Annotated in this window: 16 protein-coding genes; 9 read left to right on the top strand and 7 right to left on the bottom strand. The window is 59.2% G+C overall.

The features are described 5' to 3' along the window. Position 1 precedes the first annotated feature (1 nt). Positions 2-550: a hypothetical protein gene (locus tag ABD815_RS00505; protein WP_344841975.1), complete on the top strand. Its 549-nt coding sequence runs from the start codon at positions 2-4 to the stop codon at positions 548-550. A 22-nt stretch (positions 551-572) separates the two neighbouring features. Here ABD815_RS00505 and ABD815_RS00510 read toward each other — a convergent pair whose 3' ends face one another. Then, the gene (locus ABD815_RS00510) at positions 573-1,058 is read right to left on the bottom strand and encodes a DUF4174 domain-containing protein (RefSeq protein ID WP_344841978.1); all 486 of its coding nucleotides are present in this window, start codon (positions 1,056-1,058) and stop codon (positions 573-575) included. Positions 1,059-1,163: 105 nt separating this feature from the next. Here ABD815_RS00510 and scpA point away from each other — a divergent pair, with 105 nt between their 5' ends. Next, positions 1,164-3,281, top strand: coding sequence for a methylmalonyl-CoA mutase (gene scpA / locus ABD815_RS00515; protein WP_344841981.1), 2,118 nt, complete (start codon positions 1,164-1,166; stop codon positions 3,279-3,281). 55 nt (positions 3,282-3,336) lie between these two features. Here scpA and nhaA read toward each other — a convergent pair whose 3' ends face one another. Continuing rightward, positions 3,337-4,560 carry a Na+/H+ antiporter NhaA gene (gene nhaA, locus ABD815_RS00520; protein ID WP_344841985.1) on the bottom strand — a complete coding sequence of 408 codons (1,224 nt, stop codon included), beginning with the start codon at positions 4,558-4,560 and terminating at the stop codon, positions 3,337-3,339. Between the two features lie 58 nt (positions 4,561-4,618). Between nhaA and ABD815_RS00525 the strand changes: the two genes are divergently transcribed. The 5 genes from ABD815_RS00525 to ABD815_RS00545 all read left to right on the top strand — a co-directional run bounded on the left by ABD815_RS00525 (position 4,619) and on the right by ABD815_RS00545 (position 7,897). Continuing rightward, positions 4,619-5,260 (top strand): VOC family protein, encoded by a 642-nt coding sequence (locus ABD815_RS00525; protein ID WP_344841989.1) that lies wholly within the window; start codon positions 4,619-4,621, stop codon positions 5,258-5,260. After that, entirely contained in the window at positions 5,257-5,751 is a 495-nt protein-coding gene (locus tag ABD815_RS00530) for a GNAT family N-acetyltransferase (protein WP_344841992.1), read from the top strand. Before ABD815_RS00525 ends, ABD815_RS00530 begins: the two co-directional genes overlap by 4 nt. A gap of 73 nt (positions 5,752-5,824) precedes the next feature. Next, on the top strand, positions 5,825-6,508 hold the full coding sequence (locus ABD815_RS00535; protein ID WP_344841995.1) for a TerB family tellurite resistance protein: 684 nt from the start codon (positions 5,825-5,827) through the stop codon (positions 6,506-6,508). After that, positions 6,508-7,560 carry an endonuclease/exonuclease/phosphatase family protein gene (locus ABD815_RS00540; protein WP_344841998.1) on the top strand — a complete coding sequence of 351 codons (1,053 nt, stop codon included), beginning with the start codon at positions 6,508-6,510 and terminating at the stop codon, positions 7,558-7,560. Before ABD815_RS00535 ends, ABD815_RS00540 begins: the two co-directional genes overlap by 1 nt. A 31-nt stretch (positions 7,561-7,591) precedes the next feature. Then, positions 7,592-7,897, top strand: a complete 306-nt coding sequence (locus ABD815_RS00545) for a hypothetical protein (RefSeq protein WP_344842001.1) — start codon at positions 7,592-7,594, stop codon at positions 7,895-7,897. Here ABD815_RS00545 and ABD815_RS00550 read toward each other — a convergent pair whose 3' ends face one another. From ABD815_RS00550 to ABD815_RS00570, 5 genes are all read right to left on the bottom strand, one after another. Beyond that, on the bottom strand, positions 7,898-9,460 hold the full coding sequence (locus ABD815_RS00550; RefSeq protein WP_344842003.1) for a Ppx/GppA family phosphatase: 1,563 nt from the start codon (positions 9,458-9,460) through the stop codon (positions 7,898-7,900). A gap of 75 nt (positions 9,461-9,535) precedes the next feature. Beyond that, positions 9,536-10,225, bottom strand: a complete 690-nt coding sequence (locus ABD815_RS00555; protein ID WP_344842006.1) for a P-loop NTPase family protein — start codon at positions 10,223-10,225, stop codon at positions 9,536-9,538. 7 nt (positions 10,226-10,232) lie between these two features. Then, a complete protein-coding gene (locus tag ABD815_RS00560; RefSeq protein ID WP_344842009.1) occupies positions 10,233-11,321 on the bottom strand; it encodes an AI-2E family transporter in 1,089 nt (362 codons plus the stop codon). Positions 11,322-11,417: 96 nt separating this feature from the next. Beyond that, the gene (locus tag ABD815_RS00565; RefSeq protein WP_344842012.1) at positions 11,418-13,139 is read right to left on the bottom strand and encodes a methyl-accepting chemotaxis protein; all 1,722 of its coding nucleotides are present in this window, start codon (positions 13,137-13,139) and stop codon (positions 11,418-11,420) included. Further along, positions 13,132-13,434, bottom strand: a complete 303-nt coding sequence (locus ABD815_RS00570) for a hypothetical protein (protein ID WP_344842013.1) — start codon at positions 13,432-13,434, stop codon at positions 13,132-13,134. Before ABD815_RS00570 ends, ABD815_RS00565 begins: the two co-directional genes overlap by 8 nt. Positions 13,435-13,596: 162 nt before the next feature. Between ABD815_RS00570 and proS the strand changes: the two genes are divergently transcribed. After that, entirely contained in the window at positions 13,597-14,934 is a 1,338-nt protein-coding gene (gene proS / locus ABD815_RS00575) for a proline--tRNA ligase (RefSeq protein ID WP_344842015.1), read from the top strand. A gap of 131 nt (positions 14,935-15,065) precedes the next feature. After that, complete coding sequence (locus tag ABD815_RS00580; RefSeq protein ID WP_344842017.1) at positions 15,066-15,578, top strand: DUF2937 family protein; 513 nt, start codon at positions 15,066-15,068, stop codon at positions 15,576-15,578. Positions 15,579-15,588: the final 10 nt, after the last annotated feature.

The following is a 15,588-nucleotide window of genomic DNA, read 5'->3' on the forward strand; positions in this document are numbered from 1 at the left end:
GGTGGGTTATAACGCGACAATAGTCCATGTGCCCCGCGCGGGCGTGGATAGCGCGCTCGGTCTCCTAGGGGCCGAGCGGACGTCGCGTGACGATCATCACAACGAGAGCCCGCTTTCGATCGCCGAGCGCGAGGATTCTGCGTTGATCTGGTACAACGCAAGGGCGCGGTTGTGGCCGGGCGTTCGTGAACTGGACCAAGTGCTCACCGAAATGTCGCGCAGTGGCGATGTTGCCGTCTTTGACGTGAATGACGGCGACGTGGTCTCGACGGTGCGCTTTTTGTCGGGCGGGGTCGCCAAATGGGCCGTCGCGCACAATGCCGAGACAGGGGCGAAACACCTGCAGGTGGATGCCAAGGTTCCCAAATTCGTCAAGGATATCGTTGCCGACCACCGGCGCGACCCATCAAAATTGCCCGCTGTCGAGGTGCCAGTCGCCGTCTTCGAGGAGATGACGGGCTTTCGCTACGATTGCGCGGATGGTGCGCAGTTCCGCGCCTTGGAGCGGGCGAAACCTGCAAAACGCAAGCCATGGTGGCGGATATGGTGAGCAGCGCCCATAGATCCACACATCACGTGCCGTCGAGGGCTGAGTTTTTCTCGTCGCGGATTTCCTGCTGCCGGAGCGGAGTTTTGTCGATGGAGCGGGTGATTTCGCGCAAATCCCATGGCACCGGCTTGCGCAACATGACACGACCGTCTTTGTCGACGATCACGAGGGCAAATCCGCGCGGGCGCAATTGCGTGCGTACAGACGATCCTGCATCGGGCGCGGTATCGACCAGAACGACCACATCGCGATCGATCAATTCGTCGGGCCGCTCGGACAGCAGTTCGATCTGTTCGGCAAAGCTGGGATCCAGCGGGCTATCGGCGAACACCACGATGACGCGGTTGATCCAAAGAAAGTCACTAAGTGCGGCGTCCTCGCCAGATTGGGTGACAAAACCGTCCGCTTCGGGGCCGGTTTCGTCGTCGACAGACGGGGTCGCGTCCTGCGCGGTGCCCGTATTTGCCAAGAGTATCGCGCAAAACGCGGAAATTAGGATGTTTTTCATCAGTCCTCCGGTGACCTTACATATAGGCGGCGCGGAGACGTAAACCAAGCATTGCACGTCGGCGATTTCACGCACAGGCGCGCGTTGGACATAAAGGAGCCGGAGATGACGGACCGAAAACTCTGGAAAGAACTGGCCGAGAAAGAATTGCGGGGCAAGCCGCTCGAGAATCTCAACTGGGACACGTTGGAGGGCATAGAGGTCAAACCGCTCTATGCGCCCGATGATCTCGAAGGGTTGACCCATCTCGACAACACGCCGGGTGTCGCGCCGTTTACGCGCGGGGTGAAGGCCACGATGTACGCGGGCCGTCCCTGGACCATCCGTCAGTACGCGGGTTTCTCGACCGCCGAGGAATCCAACGCCTTTTACCGCAAAGCGTTGGACGCCGGACAGCAAGGTGTCTCTGTCGCCTTCGATCTCGCCACGCACCGTGGCTATGACAGCGATCACCCCCGTGTGGTTGGCGACGTGGGTAAGGCGGGCGTGGCCATTGATAGCGTCGAGGATATGAAAATCCTGTTCGACGGCATCCCGCTCGACAAGGTGTCTGTGTCGATGACCATGAACGGGGCGGTGATCCCGATCCTCGCGTCCTTTATCGTCGTTGGCGAAGAACAGGGGCACGATAAATCCCTGCTGGCGGGGACCATCCAGAACGACATTCTCAAAGAGTTCATGGTCCGCAATACCTACATCTATCCGCCCGAACCTTCGATGAAGATCATTGCGGATATTATCGAATTCACCTCCAACGAAATGCCGAAATTCAACTCGATTTCCATTTCCGGCTACCACATGCAGGAAGCGGGCGCGAACCTCGTGCAGGAGTTGGCGTTCACGCTGGCCGACGGGCGCGAATACGTGCGCACGGCGATCAAAGCGGGCATGGATGTCGATAAATTCGCAGGCCGCCTGTCGTTCTTCTTTGCCATCGGCATGAACTTCTTCATGGAAGCGGCCAAGCTGCGCGCCGCGCGCCTTTTGTGGTCGCGCATTATGGAGGAATTCGACCCCAAGCTCGAAAAGTCCAAAATGCTGCGCACCCATTGCCAGACGTCCGGCGTGTCTCTGCAGGAGCAGGATCCCTATAACAACGTGATCCGTACCGCCTATGAGGCGATGTCGGCGGCCCTTGGCGGCACACAATCGCTGCACACCAATGCGTTGGATGAAGCGATTGCTTTGCCGACCGAGTTTTCGGCGCGCATTGCACGCAACACGCAGCTTATCCTGCAGGAAGAAACGGGGATCACCAACGTCGTCGACCCTCTCGCGGGGTCCTATTACGTCGAAAGCCTCACGGCAGAACTCGCGGAAAAAGCCTGGGCCCTCATGGAGGAAGTTGAGGCACTGGGCGGTATGACCAAGGCGGTGAACTCCGGCATGCCAAAACTGCGCATCGAGGAAACGGCGGCCAAACGGCAGGCGATGATCGACCGCGGTCAGGAGGTGATCGTCGGTGTGAACAAGTACCGCAAAGATCACGAAGACCCGATCGATATCCTCGATGTGGACAACGTGGCCGTTCGCGAAAGTCAGGTCTTGCGGCTCGGTCGGATCAAGGCCGAGCGGGACAGTTCCCTCGTCGAGGTAACATTGGAGGCGCTCGAAACAGCTGCGAAATCGGGCAAAGGTAACCTGCTGGCACTCGCGGTCGAGGCCGCGCGCGCCCGCGCAACCGTTGGAGAGATTTCCATGGCGATGGAGAAGGCGTTCGGCCGCCACCGTGCCGAAGTCAAAACCCTCGCGGGCGTCTATGGCGCGGCGTATGAGGGCGACGAAGGGTTCGCACAAATCCAGAAAGACGTGGAAACCTTTGCCGAGAAACAGGGGCGTCGGCCCCGAATGCTGGTGGTGAAAATGGGGCAGGACGGGCATGACCGCGGCGCTAAAGTCATTGCGACGGCATTTGCCGACATCGGCTTTGACGTCGACGTCGGCCCATTGTTCCAAACGCCCGAAGAAGCCGCGCAGGATGCCATCGACAACGACGTGCATATCGTCGGCATTTCCAGTCAGGCGGCAGGGCACAAAACGCTGGCGCCCAAGTTGATCGACGCGCTGAAAGAGCAAGGCGCGGAAGACATCATCGTGATCTGCGGCGGCGTTATTCCGCAGCAGGACTATGATTTCCTCTACAAGGCTGGCGTGAAGGCGATCTTTGGGCCGGGCACGAATATTCCGGCCGCGGCGCGCTCAATTCTCGATCTGATCAGTTGATGCGATACCGCACAAGATCATGGGCCGGTGCTTTGCAGCGCCGGCCCTGATCGTTTTATTCCACTGTTGGTCGGCTGTCGGGCAACGGGGGGAGAACTGTGTCATCCGAGCGGTGCTTTGGCAGTGGCAAGGGTGCAAGCCGCAGCACGACGTACCCAACGATTGCCGACAGGATCGAGCCGGCCAACACGCCCACCCGCACTTCGTTCATCAGCAGCGGCGATTCAAACGACAGCCCGCCGATGAACAGGGACATGGTAAACCCGATCCCCGCGAGCGCTGAAATCCCATAGATGTGCAACCAGGTTGCGCCATAGGGTAGTCGCGCGATCCCCAATTTCACCAATGCAAAGGTGATCCCGAAGACGCCGATCTGTTTGCCCAAAAACAACCCGACCCCAATGCCGAGCGGGAGGGGGTCGAGGAAACTTTGCAGCGTCATGCCGGAAAACACGACACCAGCATTCGCAAATGCAAAGACCGGGACAATCAGGAAAAACACGTAAGGCGACAAGGCGTGTTCAAGCGAATGCAAAGGCGACTTGCCCCAGCGGTCCTTGAGCGGCACGAAAAAGGCCGTGACCACGCCCGCAAGTGTCGCATGCACGCCGGATTTCAGCACCAGCACCCACAGCACCATACCCAACAGGATGATCGGTGCGACGCGGTGCACGCCTGCGCGGTTCAGCAGGTACATCGCAAACAATGGGATGGTGGCGAGGAACAGGTAATCGAGGTGCAAATCGGCAGTGTAGAACAGGGCGATAATTATGATCGCCCCCATGTCGTCGAGAATGGCGAGGGTAAGGAGAAAGATTTTGAGCGATGACGGTACGCGGTCGCCGACCAGTGCAAGGACACCGAGAGCAAAGGCGATGTCAGTGGCCGCGGGAATGGCCCAACCGCCAACGGTGACGGGATTGCTCAAGTTGAAGATCAGATAAATCAGTGCCGGCACGATCATCCCGCCGACGGCGGCAGCACCCGGGAGTATCACATCGCGCGGATTTTTCATTTTGCCTTCAAGAAGCTCTCGTTTCAGCTCCAGTCCGACAAGCAGGAAAAAGACTGCCATGAGGCCGTCATTGATCCAGAGGATCAGCGGCTTGGCGACGCCTTCTTCGTTGAGCGTGATGGCAAAATATGAACTGAGTATCCCGTCATAGGCGGGATAGAGCGAAGAGTTGGCAACCAGCATTGCCGCGACCGCGGCAAGCATCAAGACGATGCCTCCGGATGTATCACTGTCAAAAAAATCGTCTATTGCGCGCAAAAGCATTTGTGTTCCGTACGTTGTGTATTTGTCCCGAGGCCTTTACTAAGATGGAGCATGGGCCGTGACAGTCAAGGGAAGCGACATGGATTGCGCGCTCGATCATCTCGTAGTCCGCACAGGTGACCTAATACAAGGGCGCAGTGCGATGGAAAGCCTTCTGGGAATAGCGATGTCTGCGCGTGGAATGCACGCGCAGATGGGCACGCACAATCACCTCGCGGCACTTGATCGGGATTCCTATCTGGAGGTCATCGCGGTGGATCCGGCGGCGATTGCGCCGAAAGCGCCCAGATGGTTCGATATGGACAACTTTTCGGGGTCAACGAAGCTGTCGAACTGGGTGATCCGTTGCGATGATCTCGATTATGCACGTTCTTTGGCACCTCCTGGAATAGGAGAGGAACGCGCATTCGTTCGGGGCGATTACGCGTGGCGTATGCTTGTCCCGCACAACGGCCAATTGCCCTTTGATGGCTGCTATCCGGCGATCATGTCGTGGGACTCGAAACACCCGGCGCCGGCCTTGGCGCCACAGGGGTTGAGCCTGCGCGGTCTTCGCATCACGCACCCGCAGGCCGACGACCTAAGGGATGCCCTAAAACCATTTGCCGACGCCATGGAAAATGTTCGAATAGTGCAGGGTGCGCGGGCCGCACTCGCCGCAGAAATTACCACGCCATCCGGGGAGATCTGGATCACATGACACTACGCAGCGCCACACCCGCAGATGCGGAAGCAATCAAGTCGATCATGGATCCCGTGATCGAAACCTCGACCTCGTCTTTCTCGAGCCTGTCACGCAGTACGGCCGAATGGGCGGCATTCATCGAGGACAGGATCGCGGCCAATCGCGCGTTCTACGTGGTTGAGGGCGAGGGACACAGCGTGCTCGGCTACGCCAGCTACGAACAGTTCAGCCCCGGCAACAACGGTTACCGCTATACGATGGAGCACTCGGTGTATCTGACCGAAGGCGCGCAGGGCAAAGGCCTCGGGAGGATGCTGATGATCGCGTTGATCGAACACGCGCGCTCATCGGGCCATCACTCCATGGTGGCCAAAATCGACGCGAGTAATAATGGCTCTATCGCCTTTCATGAATCTCTGGGCTTCGAGGTCCGCGGACGTTTGCAGGAAGCGGGTTTCAAATTTGACCGCTGGCTCGACGTTGTATTCATGCAAAAACTTCTCTGAACGGAGGCACGCACAGGGTGCTGGGCGGAAATGTCGCCTGACATAGTCACCGTGCGGAGATAAACTTGCGCCTATGTCTATTTGGACCCGAATTCTGGACGCCATCCGGGCGCTGCGTGATGGTGAAAGCCTCGCTGCGGTGTTCGATCGATTGCGCTCCGAACCGGAGCGGCGGGTCGGTTTTGCCATCGCGGTCATCGCATTGGGTGCCAAAATGGCGAAAGCGGACGGTCAAGTCACCCGTGATGAGGTCTCCGCATTTCGCGAAGTCTTTCACATCGCTCAGGAAGATGAGGCAGCAGCGGCAAGGGTGTTCAACCTTGCGCGCAAAGATGTAGCCGGTTTTGAAGACTACGCGCGTCGCGTGCGGGCCATGTATCACACCGATCAGGCGCCATTGTGTGACCTCATGGACGGTTTGTTTCACATCGCGATGGCCGACGGTGAATATCACCCCGGTGAAAACGCGTTCCTTGAACGGGTCGCGGAAATATTCGAAATCGACGAGCGCTCTTTTCGCATGATGCGCGCACGCTACGTCCCCGATGCTGCGCGTGATCCCTATGACGTGCTCGGCGTGGCGCCCCATGCCCCGCTCAAAGAGATCAAAACCGCCTATCGTGCTCTTGTGCGCGAAACCCATCCCGACCGTATGATTGCCCGCGGCGTGCCCGAAGAAGCGATACAATTGGCCTCCGATAAACTCGTCGAGATCAACGCTGCGTGGGAAGAAATTTCGCGGCTCCAGGCCGTCTGATGCGTATCGTGACCTACAATGTCGAGTGGTTCGACAGCCTGTTTGCCCACGATGGTTCACCGCTTCTCGATGGGAAATGGTCATCGCGCTACAATGTCACGCGGCTGGACCAACTGGAATCTTTGGGAATTGTTTTCAATGCGTTAGACGCAGATGCAATCATGGTGATCGAGGCACCTGACACCAGTCGTCGACGCGAAACCGTTCGCGCGCTTGAACAATTCGCCGATTGGGCCGGCATTCGGGCTAATACGATCGAGCTGGGTTTTGTGAATGAAACCCAACAGGAAATCGCACTGATGTATGATCCGCTGGTGCTGCGCGCGCGCCATGATCCAAAAGGTGCGCCCATACCATTCGGGGCGACGGGCGAACCGCCGGCATTCAACTCGGTGTATCGTATTGATCTCGATACCGACCGCGATCGCGACCCCGTTGAGTTCTCCAAACCCCCGCTTGAACTTGCGGTAGAGGTGCGCGAGAGCGGTTTTGCGTTTCGCATGATCGGGGTCCACGTCAAATCAAAAGCGCCCCACGGCGCGCGGTCGCGAGACGACGTGATCCGCCTGTCGATCGAAAACCGGCGCAAACAATTGGCGCAGTGTATTTGGTTGCGTGAACGCATCGAATTGCATTTGAAAGCGCATGAGCCGCTGATCGTGTTGGGGGATTTCAATGACGGGCCGGGTCTGGATGAATACGAAAAGCTATTCGGGCGTTCCGGCGTGGAAATCGTCATGGGGCGCGAAGATCCGGATTTGCCGGTCGCGTTGCGCCTGAGCGACCCGAATGCGGCAATCGTTCATGCACGTAGGGGAACGGCAGGGCCATCAACGGCGCGCTTTTATATTGAACCGGAGAAGCGGTATCTGTCGGCCATGCTCGATTACGTGATGCTGTCCCAAGACCTCGCAAAGGCTGCGAATTGGCGTATTTGGCATCCGTTTGACGATCCCGTTTGCTTTGAAACGCAGGAATTGCGTGAGGCGTTACTGGCCGCGTCTGACCATTTTCCTGTGAGCGTCGACATCGATCTCGAAAAGGTCATGTGAAAGGCGCGGCGTGTTCGGATATGATGCGAGCATGATCAAAACAGTCGTCACAATAGCCTTCGCCACCCTAGCGTCGCCGGTTTTCGCACAAACATCCGACGAGGATCCCAACGGGACCGGTATTGAGATGCTCGGGGAGGGAGCGCGTCAGTTGCTCCAGCGTTTGCTTGATCAGATGGCGCCTGCGATCGATGAGCTTGAGGGGTTTGTGGACGACATGAATGCCTACCACCCGCCCGAAATCCTGCCAAATGGTGACATCATTATTCGGCGGCGCCCTTTGGATGATCAGCCGCCGCCGCCTGACCCCGATGCCGGCGAGACCATCGATCTGTAACTACGCCTTTGCGTGGATGACTTCGGCCTTTGCGCCAAGGCTGTCGGCAAGGGACTGAAAGCGGGCTTGGGCAACTTCGCCGAACAGGTCTTCGCCATCCTGCTGGACCGTGAGCACGAGGTGCTTTTTCTTCGGAAAATAGCGCAGGGAGGCGATTTGATCGGGAGATTGCGCGGCAAACATCGCACCGAACCGCATAGCTTTTCCGAGCACTTCGGCATTGCTGATCTCTTTTTCGCTGAGCATCTCGATCAGCGGGGCAAAGGGCGTGCCTTCGCGCGAATTCTTGTAGCGATGCAGCAGTGCAAGTCCGAGGAAAATCCGTTCGTTATGCGTCAGCCCACCTAGGTTGGCGCGTGTCGCATTGTCGAAACAAACCTCGGCGCGGTAATCGGGGTGCGCGCGCCATGTCACGTCGTGCAGCAGGCAGGCCGCGCGGATCAGGCGCATCTTTTCGTATTGGCGGGCTTTGAAAATCGGGGCGATAAAGTTGTGCAACTGGCGCCCGAAGCCGGGCATGCGCGCGTCTTTTTGTTCAGAGAAACGGCAGGCCTCGATCAGCGGATCACGGGCGCGTACCCGTTCGGGCATCTGTTCGTAGAGCAGGCCTTCGCGGATGCCATAGGAAGAAATGCAGATTTCACGCGGATGGAAGGCGTTGACGAGTTGGCGTAAAACCTCGGTCGCAATCGGCACCAAGGCCATACGCGCGGCGGAGGTACCGGTTTTAGCGCGGATTTCTTCGATGTTGTTGCGACGGATGTATTTGATGGTCTCGGTCACTGCCCGCGTGGTCATGCGATATTCGTGGAGCACGTGGAGCGGGTAGCCGCGCCGTTCCATGTCGATGCGTGCGATGGCGCGCCATGAGCCGCCCACCAAATAGAGGCGTTTGTGGTTCGTGCCCATCGTCTCGGCGAGACCCGCCATAATTGGCTTGATATGCTCCTTGAGGCCACGCCGCCCGCCTTTGAGCCCGTCGAGTTTGAGGGGGCCGAGGGGGGAGGTGATGCGTTTTCCGACTGTGCCGGCGCGCACTTCTGCGAGCTCCATCGACGAGCCGCCGATATCACAGACGAGGCCATCGGCCTCCGGCCAGCCGAGCAGAACGCCCTGCGCCGACAGTCGCGCCTCTTCTTCGCCGTCGATAATCCAAAGGCTGAGGCCGGTCTCCCGCTCTATTTCCTCCCGAAAAGCAGGACCGTCCTCAGCCTCCCGCATAGCAGCCGTTGCGACTACCGTGAGCGGGGGTATTCCCATTCCTTGCGCGAGGCGTTGAAACCGCTTGATTGCGGACATCGCGCGAATTTTTCCCTCGGGATTGAGCCTGCCGCTTTCACGCAGACCGGCGCCGAGACCGCAGAGGATTTTTTCGTTGTAGAAGTAGGCCGGTGACCGTGCGGCGCCGTCAAAGACGACCAAGCGCACGGAGTTTGACCCGATATCTACGACCCCAACCCGTGACAGCGCACGCGCTTCTTCGTCTAGAAACAAAGGCCGCCCGAAAACGCCCCAGTCTTGATGGGCTTCGTCCCCCTGCGGGCGGTCTTGGGTTGCGGTCACGTCTCATCCCCGTCTTGAACCGGCACAGTGCCAAGGCGCACATCCGGAGTCAACTTTTTGATATTTGCGGCAAACTTAGGTTTCACTGTCGCCGTCCAGCAGTTTCGCGGCGAGCGCGCGCGAAACAGGTTTCCCACAGGCCAATGCTGCGCGGTCCAGATTTTCAACAATTTCTTGGGCGGCCCGCGCAGAGCGTTCGATCCGCTTCACCAGATAGGGGATGAGCGTCTCGGGCGCGGCGATTTGGCGGTCGTCGAACAGTTTGACGAGCAATGCGGCCAGCAACTGATCGTCGGGCGGCGCGATGCGCACCACCGCTGTGCCTTCCATCCGCGACGCCAGATCGGGCAGGCGAAGGTTCCAGTCGCGCGGGGGTGTCGTGGCGGTAACGAGCAGGCGACCCGCCTCGGCCAAAGTCAGGTTGTGGAGGTGGAAAAACGCCTCTTCGAGCGCCGCTGCGTTTGGCGCGCGGGCGAGGGTATCCGCATCTTCGACACAGACATATCGCTTTGCCGCCACGGCGGGGATATCCGCCCCGGCGAGGTCGCGCACCGGTAAAATCACGGCGTCACATTCCGCAGCCCAAACATGCGCGAGGTGGGTTTTGCCTGCGCTCTCCGGCCCAACAAGAGCGAGTTTTCCCGACGGCCAATTTGCATGATTGTCGAGCGTTGCAATGGCGATTGCATTCGAGGGCGAGACAAAGAAAGCGTCGCGTCCGAGTGCTGCGCGCGAGGGCAGGTCGAGGGGAAGTTGTTCGGCCATTGGGCGTTTACTCGGTGGTATCGCTGGATTGGTCGGACGTGGTTTCTTCCAGCCCGCGGTAGAGGCGGCTGCCTTGATACCGCTCAATGGCAAAGCGGGCGATAACACCGAGAGATGCGGCCACGGGCACAGCGACGAGCATGCCAACAAATCCGAAGAGTGTCCCGAATGCGGTCAGGGCAAAAATGAGCCAAACAGGGTGAAGGCCGATTGAGGAGCCAACAAGATTGGGCGTCAGGATGTTGCCTTCGACGAACTGGCCGACCGCAAAGATGCCCGCAACGGCGGCAATCCACCACCACTCCCCCCAGAACTGGAACAATGCGAGGCCGATGGAGAGGGCGCCGCCAACAATGGCGCCAACGTAGGGGATGAAGGTCAGCGCCCCTGCGATTGCGCCGGCGACCAGACCGAAATTGAGGCCCACGAGCATCAGGCTAACCGCATAAAAGGTCCCGAGGATGAGGCAGACTGTGCCTTGTCCACGGATAAAGGCGGCCAATGTGCGATCGATTTTCGATGCGAGGTCGCGCACAATTGGGGCGTGGTCGCGGGGCAGGAGCGCTTCGATCCTCGAGACCATGCGATCCCAGTCCATCAGCAGATAAAAGGTTATCACAGGCACCAGAACCACGAGCATCAAAACATTGAACAGGCTCATCGCCGAGGCCAGTGCGGTCTGGAGCAATTCGCCGCCGCGCGACTGGATCGTCTCTCCGATTTGCAGGAGCGATTGGCGGATCTGGCTGTCTTCGTTCAGCAGCGACGGGAAACGTTCGGTCAGAAACGCCTGAAGATCCTGAAACAGTTGGGGGGCGGTGGCAACGAGGTCGCTGGCCTGGCGGATCAACGTTGGGATGATGAGCAGGGCAGCGACAACAAATATGATCGCGGCCACGATCGTAATTACGACGGTCGAAAGCGCGCGCGATAGGCCCCAGGATTCAAGGCGGTCGGCCACGGGATCGAGCATGTAGGCGACGGCCATCGCCAGTACAAAGGGCAGGATTACATCGCCCAGAAACCACATGATAGCAAAGAACACCGCCGCGGCGATGCCCCAATATTTGGCTTGTTCGCGTGCAGGAAGCGCCATGTGGTCCTTTCGCTTTTCACCACGTATCGCCAATGCGCGCGCGGGATTCAAGCCTCGTGACGATCATAGGGGACTTCGTGGCGCAAGGATCAGGTTTTAGGACGCGTGCCTGAGTTTATTGCTGTGTGTGTCTATTTCATGCCCGCCGGTCACAAAAGTGTCCACAAGCCCGGTTAGAGCGCGCGCACCTTCCGACAGAAGCACGTTGGCTGCGGTCGTTTGTTCGAACATTGCCGCGTTCTTTTGGGTGACGCTTTCCAGTGCGGAGATGGACCGGTTTACCAATGCCAGATTTTCGGATTGGTCGGCCGTTGCACGAGATGACGCCCGCAGTCGCGTGGTGATTTGTTCTACCGATGTGCGGATGCCGCCGAGCGCGGTGCCGGTGCGATCCACGAGGTCGGCGCCACTCGCGATCTGTTTTGATGACCGCTCAAGCAGCAGGTTGATCTCGCGCGCCGCATCCGATGAACGCTGTGCCAAGGCGCGCACTTCGGAGGCCACGACCGCGAAACCCCGTCCTGCCTCGCCCGCGCGTGCCGCTTCGACCCCGGCATTGAGCGCGAGAAGGTTGGTCTGGAAAGCGATGTCCTCGATAACACTTGTGATTTTGTTGATCTCTTGGGACCCGGATTCGATGTTTCGCATGGCGGCGACGGCTTCGCGCATGATGTCGGAGCCTTCGGTGGCTTGGAGTGCGGTTTCTTCGGCCAGTTTTTCGGCCTCGGTCGAGCCCCCGGCCACGGATTCCAACGATGTTGCGAGTTCGTCCACAGAGCGGGCAATTTCGGCAAGTGTGGCCGCTTGCTGTTCGGTTCGCTGGGACAGGTCGTTGGCGGAGGTCGAGATTTCCTGCGACTGGCTCTGCATTGAGTATGACTGTTCGCGCACTTGTTGGATCGCAGACGACAGGCGTTGCGTTGTGGCGTTGAACGAATTGCGCAGGCTTTCGTAATCGGGATCAATCTTTTCGGTCACACGGGTGGACAAGTCGCCCGACGCCAGTTGGTCGAGGTGTTTTTCAAAGACATCCAGAAGCGTGGCGAGCGCTTCGTCGCGCTTTTCGCGCGCGGCTTCTTCGTCGCGTTGACGCGCTTCGCGGTCGGCCTGTGCGCGTTGATTGGTCTGCAGGGCTTCTTGCGACATCGCGTGCGCTTGGGCCGCGGCCTCGGTCGCTTCACGGGCCTCACTCAGAGCGGTTTCGGCGCGTGCATTTTCAGCCGTGGCTTTTTCAAGAGCCGCCTGCGCACGCTCGGTTGCCTCATGACTGGCGATCTGGCCCTGTTCGACGAGCTCGTTGATGTGCAAACGCTTGCGCACCATATACCCGAGCGCGAGGGTTTCCATGATCACAATGACAGCATGGAACGTGGTCCGCATGAGGTTAAACCCCAACTCTGTCGAGGAATAGACCAGCGATGGAAGGGCAATGGTGAGAACCAGATGATGCACCGCGATCGTGCCCGCCGCGAGCAGGAGCGAACGAATGCCGGTCATCGTGACCACCAAGGCAAGGACCGCGAAGTACAGCATATGGCTGTCGATCTGCATCGGATGTCCGGTCAGCGCGGCATTAAACGAAATTGCGACCCCCACTAAAGCCTGCGCCATGATGATGCGGTCGAGACCCGGACGAAGGCGGCGTGCGACAAATCCCAGCCCCGCGAAAAAGGTCCCGCCGGCGAGCGCCAGCATCAGATTGCCGTTCTGGGTGCCAACGAACACGATCATCGCGACGGCGATTGCCGCGCAGATATACGAAAGCAGTTTTACAGCCTCGCTCTGGCTGGCCTCGAACGATTGAACCGTGTCAGACATTGGTAACTCCACATATTTTGGCAATGGCGCGGCCATCAAGAAGGGTGATCAGGCCCGCGTCTCGCCGATCAGGCGTGAATCCGGGAACAGGGGTGACGAGAACACCGAAGGGTGCCCGCGTCGGGGCAATTTCGCGAAGCCTGTTGGATGCAAGGACGGCGTCGACATCGGACCACGGTGCGATGATCGCGACCGCGGGCCCATCGCCGCTATAGGGCAGCGCCAGGATCGACAGGGGCGCCGTCAGGAGCGTCACGGCCAGAATGGCGGCCACAAATAGTGAGTCTCGGGGCATGGGTCGGTGTCCTAAAGTCTGCGCACAGACCATTCTCCTACACCCGTAAACTTGCAGATTGCTTAACCGCAGCAGCAATGGTCAATTGGGTGCCTCTGGCTTGTCTGCGCTGTGCGGATCGCTTAGAGGAATGGAAAAATTGTTCCTGATCAGGGGTCTCCCATGCGCCTTTCCCGCTACTTCCTGCCTGTTTTGAAAGAAACGCCTTCGGACGCCCAGATCGTGTCGCATCGCCTGATGTTGCGCGCAGGGATGATCCGCCAACAATCGGCAGGCATCTATTCGTGGCTGCCGCTGGGCTACAAGGTTCTGCGCAATGTCGAGCGGATCGTGCATGAGGAGCAGCAACGCGCAGGCCACATCCCGTTGTTGATGCCGACGCTGCAATCGGCGGACCTGTGGCGTGAGTCCGGTCGCTACGACGACTACGGCGAGGAAATGCTGCGCATCACCGACCGTCACGGGCGTGATATGCTATATGGTCCCACGAACGAGGAGATGATCACCGACATCTTCCGCGCGCACGTCGGCTCCTACAAAGACCTTCCGATGACTCTCTACCATATCCAGTGGAAATTCCGCGACGAGATCCGCCCCCGTTTCGGCGTGATGCGGGGTCGCGAGTTCCTGATGAAGGACGGGTATAACTTTGACCTGACCAAGGAAGACGCGCTGCACGCCTATAACCGCCACCTCGTCAGCTACATCCGCACCTACGAACGTATGGGGCTGCAGGCGATCCCGATGCGCGCGGACAGTGGCCCGATTGGCGGCGATGATACGCATGAATTCCTCGTGCTGGCCGAAACCGGTGAAAGCGAAGTGTTCTATGATGCCTCCGTCACCGACATCAAACTCGGCGATCGCGAAATCGATTATGATAGCGTCGATGAGTGCCGCGCGGTGATGGAGGAGTTCACCTCGCTCTATGCGCGCACCGACGAGACCCACGACGAGGCCGAGTTCAACAAGGTTCCCGAAGACCGCCGCCGCGCCGCGCGGGGTATCGAGGTTGGCCAGATTTTCTACTTTGGCACCAAGTATTCCGAGCCGATGGGCGCCACGGTTCAGGGACCAGATGGCAAACCCGTTCCGGTCCACATGGGGTCGCACGGGATCGGCGTGTCCCGTCTGCTCGGCGCGATTATCGAAGCGAGCCATGACGACAAAGGCATCATCTGGCCCGAAGGCGTCACGCCGTTCCATGTCGGGATCGTCAACCTCAAACAGGGCGATGAAGAGGCGGATGGTGCCTGTGATGCCCTCTATAAATCCTTCACCGCGCTGGGGCTGGAGCCACTCTATGACGACCGCAAAGAACGCGCGGGCGGCAAATTCGCGACGATGGATTTGATCGGTCTGCCATGGCGCATCACCGTGGGGCCACGCGGTCTCAAAAACGGTGTCGTCGAGGTCACGTCGCGCCGCACCGGTGTGAGCGAAGAGATGACCCCGGAGTTGGCGGTCGAGAAAATCGCCCAGATCTACGCGGGTCTGTAAACGCGCTATTTCGGCGGATTTTCGCGCCTGACAGGCCATTTAGCGGTGGGGATTTGGCACCTGAACCCGAATCCCCATAGCCTTTGTGCACGAGCTCCGCGTTAGACGGGGCCGAGGCCGAGGAGCGCGACATGATCGTGAGAATGCTAACTCTTGTGGGTGGCCTGATCGGGGCTGCCATGTTGTCCCAGTTTCCCGAGTTTACCCAACAATATACCCAACGCCTTGCCGGTCAGGTCGAGGCGCTGGATGTGGTTATTGCCGATTTCGACCGCTCTGCCAGCAAGGCGGAGATGACCCGCGACGAGGCTTTGGCCTCGATGGGCGGCAGTGTGTTTTTAGAGAACAGACGCAGTGATATGCGCGACACGATTTCGCGCCACGAACGTCTCGGGCGCGATCTGACGGCGCTGCGTGCGGCCGGTCCGATCGAACGTCTTTCCATGCCCCACCGTGTCGCGGATACAAAACTCGCCAGAGCCACATGGATGGATTATCAGCCGGCCCTGCCGATTAGCGTCGATGGGGCGATCTGTGCTGTTGTCGGCTTTGTCGCGGGATGGATTTTGGTCGGTGGGCTGTTGCGCCTCTTGCTTTGGCCGCTTCGCGGGGGATCGCGGGCGCGCACCGGCCTGACCTTTTGATCGCGCAAAC

The organism is Celeribacter arenosi, from assembly GCF_039539485.1.
Classification (GTDB): Bacteria; Pseudomonadota; Alphaproteobacteria; order Rhodobacterales; family Rhodobacteraceae; genus Celeribacter; species Celeribacter arenosi.

Bases quoted from the DNA above. Each gene is read 5' to 3' on its own strand.
- ABD815_RS00555 (WP_344842006.1), bottom strand. From the start codon at position 10,225: ATGGCCGAACAACTTCCCCTCGACCTGCCCTCGCGCGCAGCACTCGGA.
- ABD815_RS00545 (WP_344842001.1), top strand. From the start codon at position 7,592: ATGATCAAAACAGTCGTCACAATAGCCTTCGCCACCCTAGCGTCGCCG.
- ABD815_RS00530 (WP_344841992.1), top strand. From the start codon at position 5,257: ATGACACTACGCAGCGCCACACCCGCAGATGCGGAAGCAATCAAGTCG.
- nhaA (WP_344841985.1), bottom strand. From the start codon at position 4,560: ATGCTTTTGCGCGCAATAGACGATTTTTTTGACAGTGATACATCCGGA.
- ABD815_RS00565 (WP_344842012.1), bottom strand. From the start codon at position 13,139: ATGTCTGACACGGTTCAATCGTTCGAGGCCAGCCAGAGCGAGGCTGTA.
- ABD815_RS00580 (WP_344842017.1), top strand. From the start codon at position 15,066: ATGATCGTGAGAATGCTAACTCTTGTGGGTGGCCTGATCGGGGCTGCC.
- proS (WP_344842015.1), top strand. From the start codon at position 13,597: ATGCGCCTTTCCCGCTACTTCCTGCCTGTTTTGAAAGAAACGCCTTCG.
- ABD815_RS00560 (WP_344842009.1), bottom strand. From the start codon at position 11,321: ATGGCGCTTCCTGCACGCGAACAAGCCAAATATTGGGGCATCGCCGCG.
- ABD815_RS00510 (WP_344841978.1), bottom strand. From the start codon at position 1,058: ATGAAAAACATCCTAATTTCCGCGTTTTGCGCGATACTCTTGGCAAAT.
- ABD815_RS00540 (WP_344841998.1), top strand. From the start codon at position 6,508: ATGCGTATCGTGACCTACAATGTCGAGTGGTTCGACAGCCTGTTTGCC.
- ABD815_RS00535 (WP_344841995.1), top strand. From the start codon at position 5,825: ATGTCTATTTGGACCCGAATTCTGGACGCCATCCGGGCGCTGCGTGAT.
- ABD815_RS00570 (WP_344842013.1), bottom strand. From the start codon at position 13,434: ATGCCCCGAGACTCACTATTTGTGGCCGCCATTCTGGCCGTGACGCTC.
- scpA (WP_344841981.1), top strand. From the start codon at position 1,164: ATGACGGACCGAAAACTCTGGAAAGAACTGGCCGAGAAAGAATTGCGG.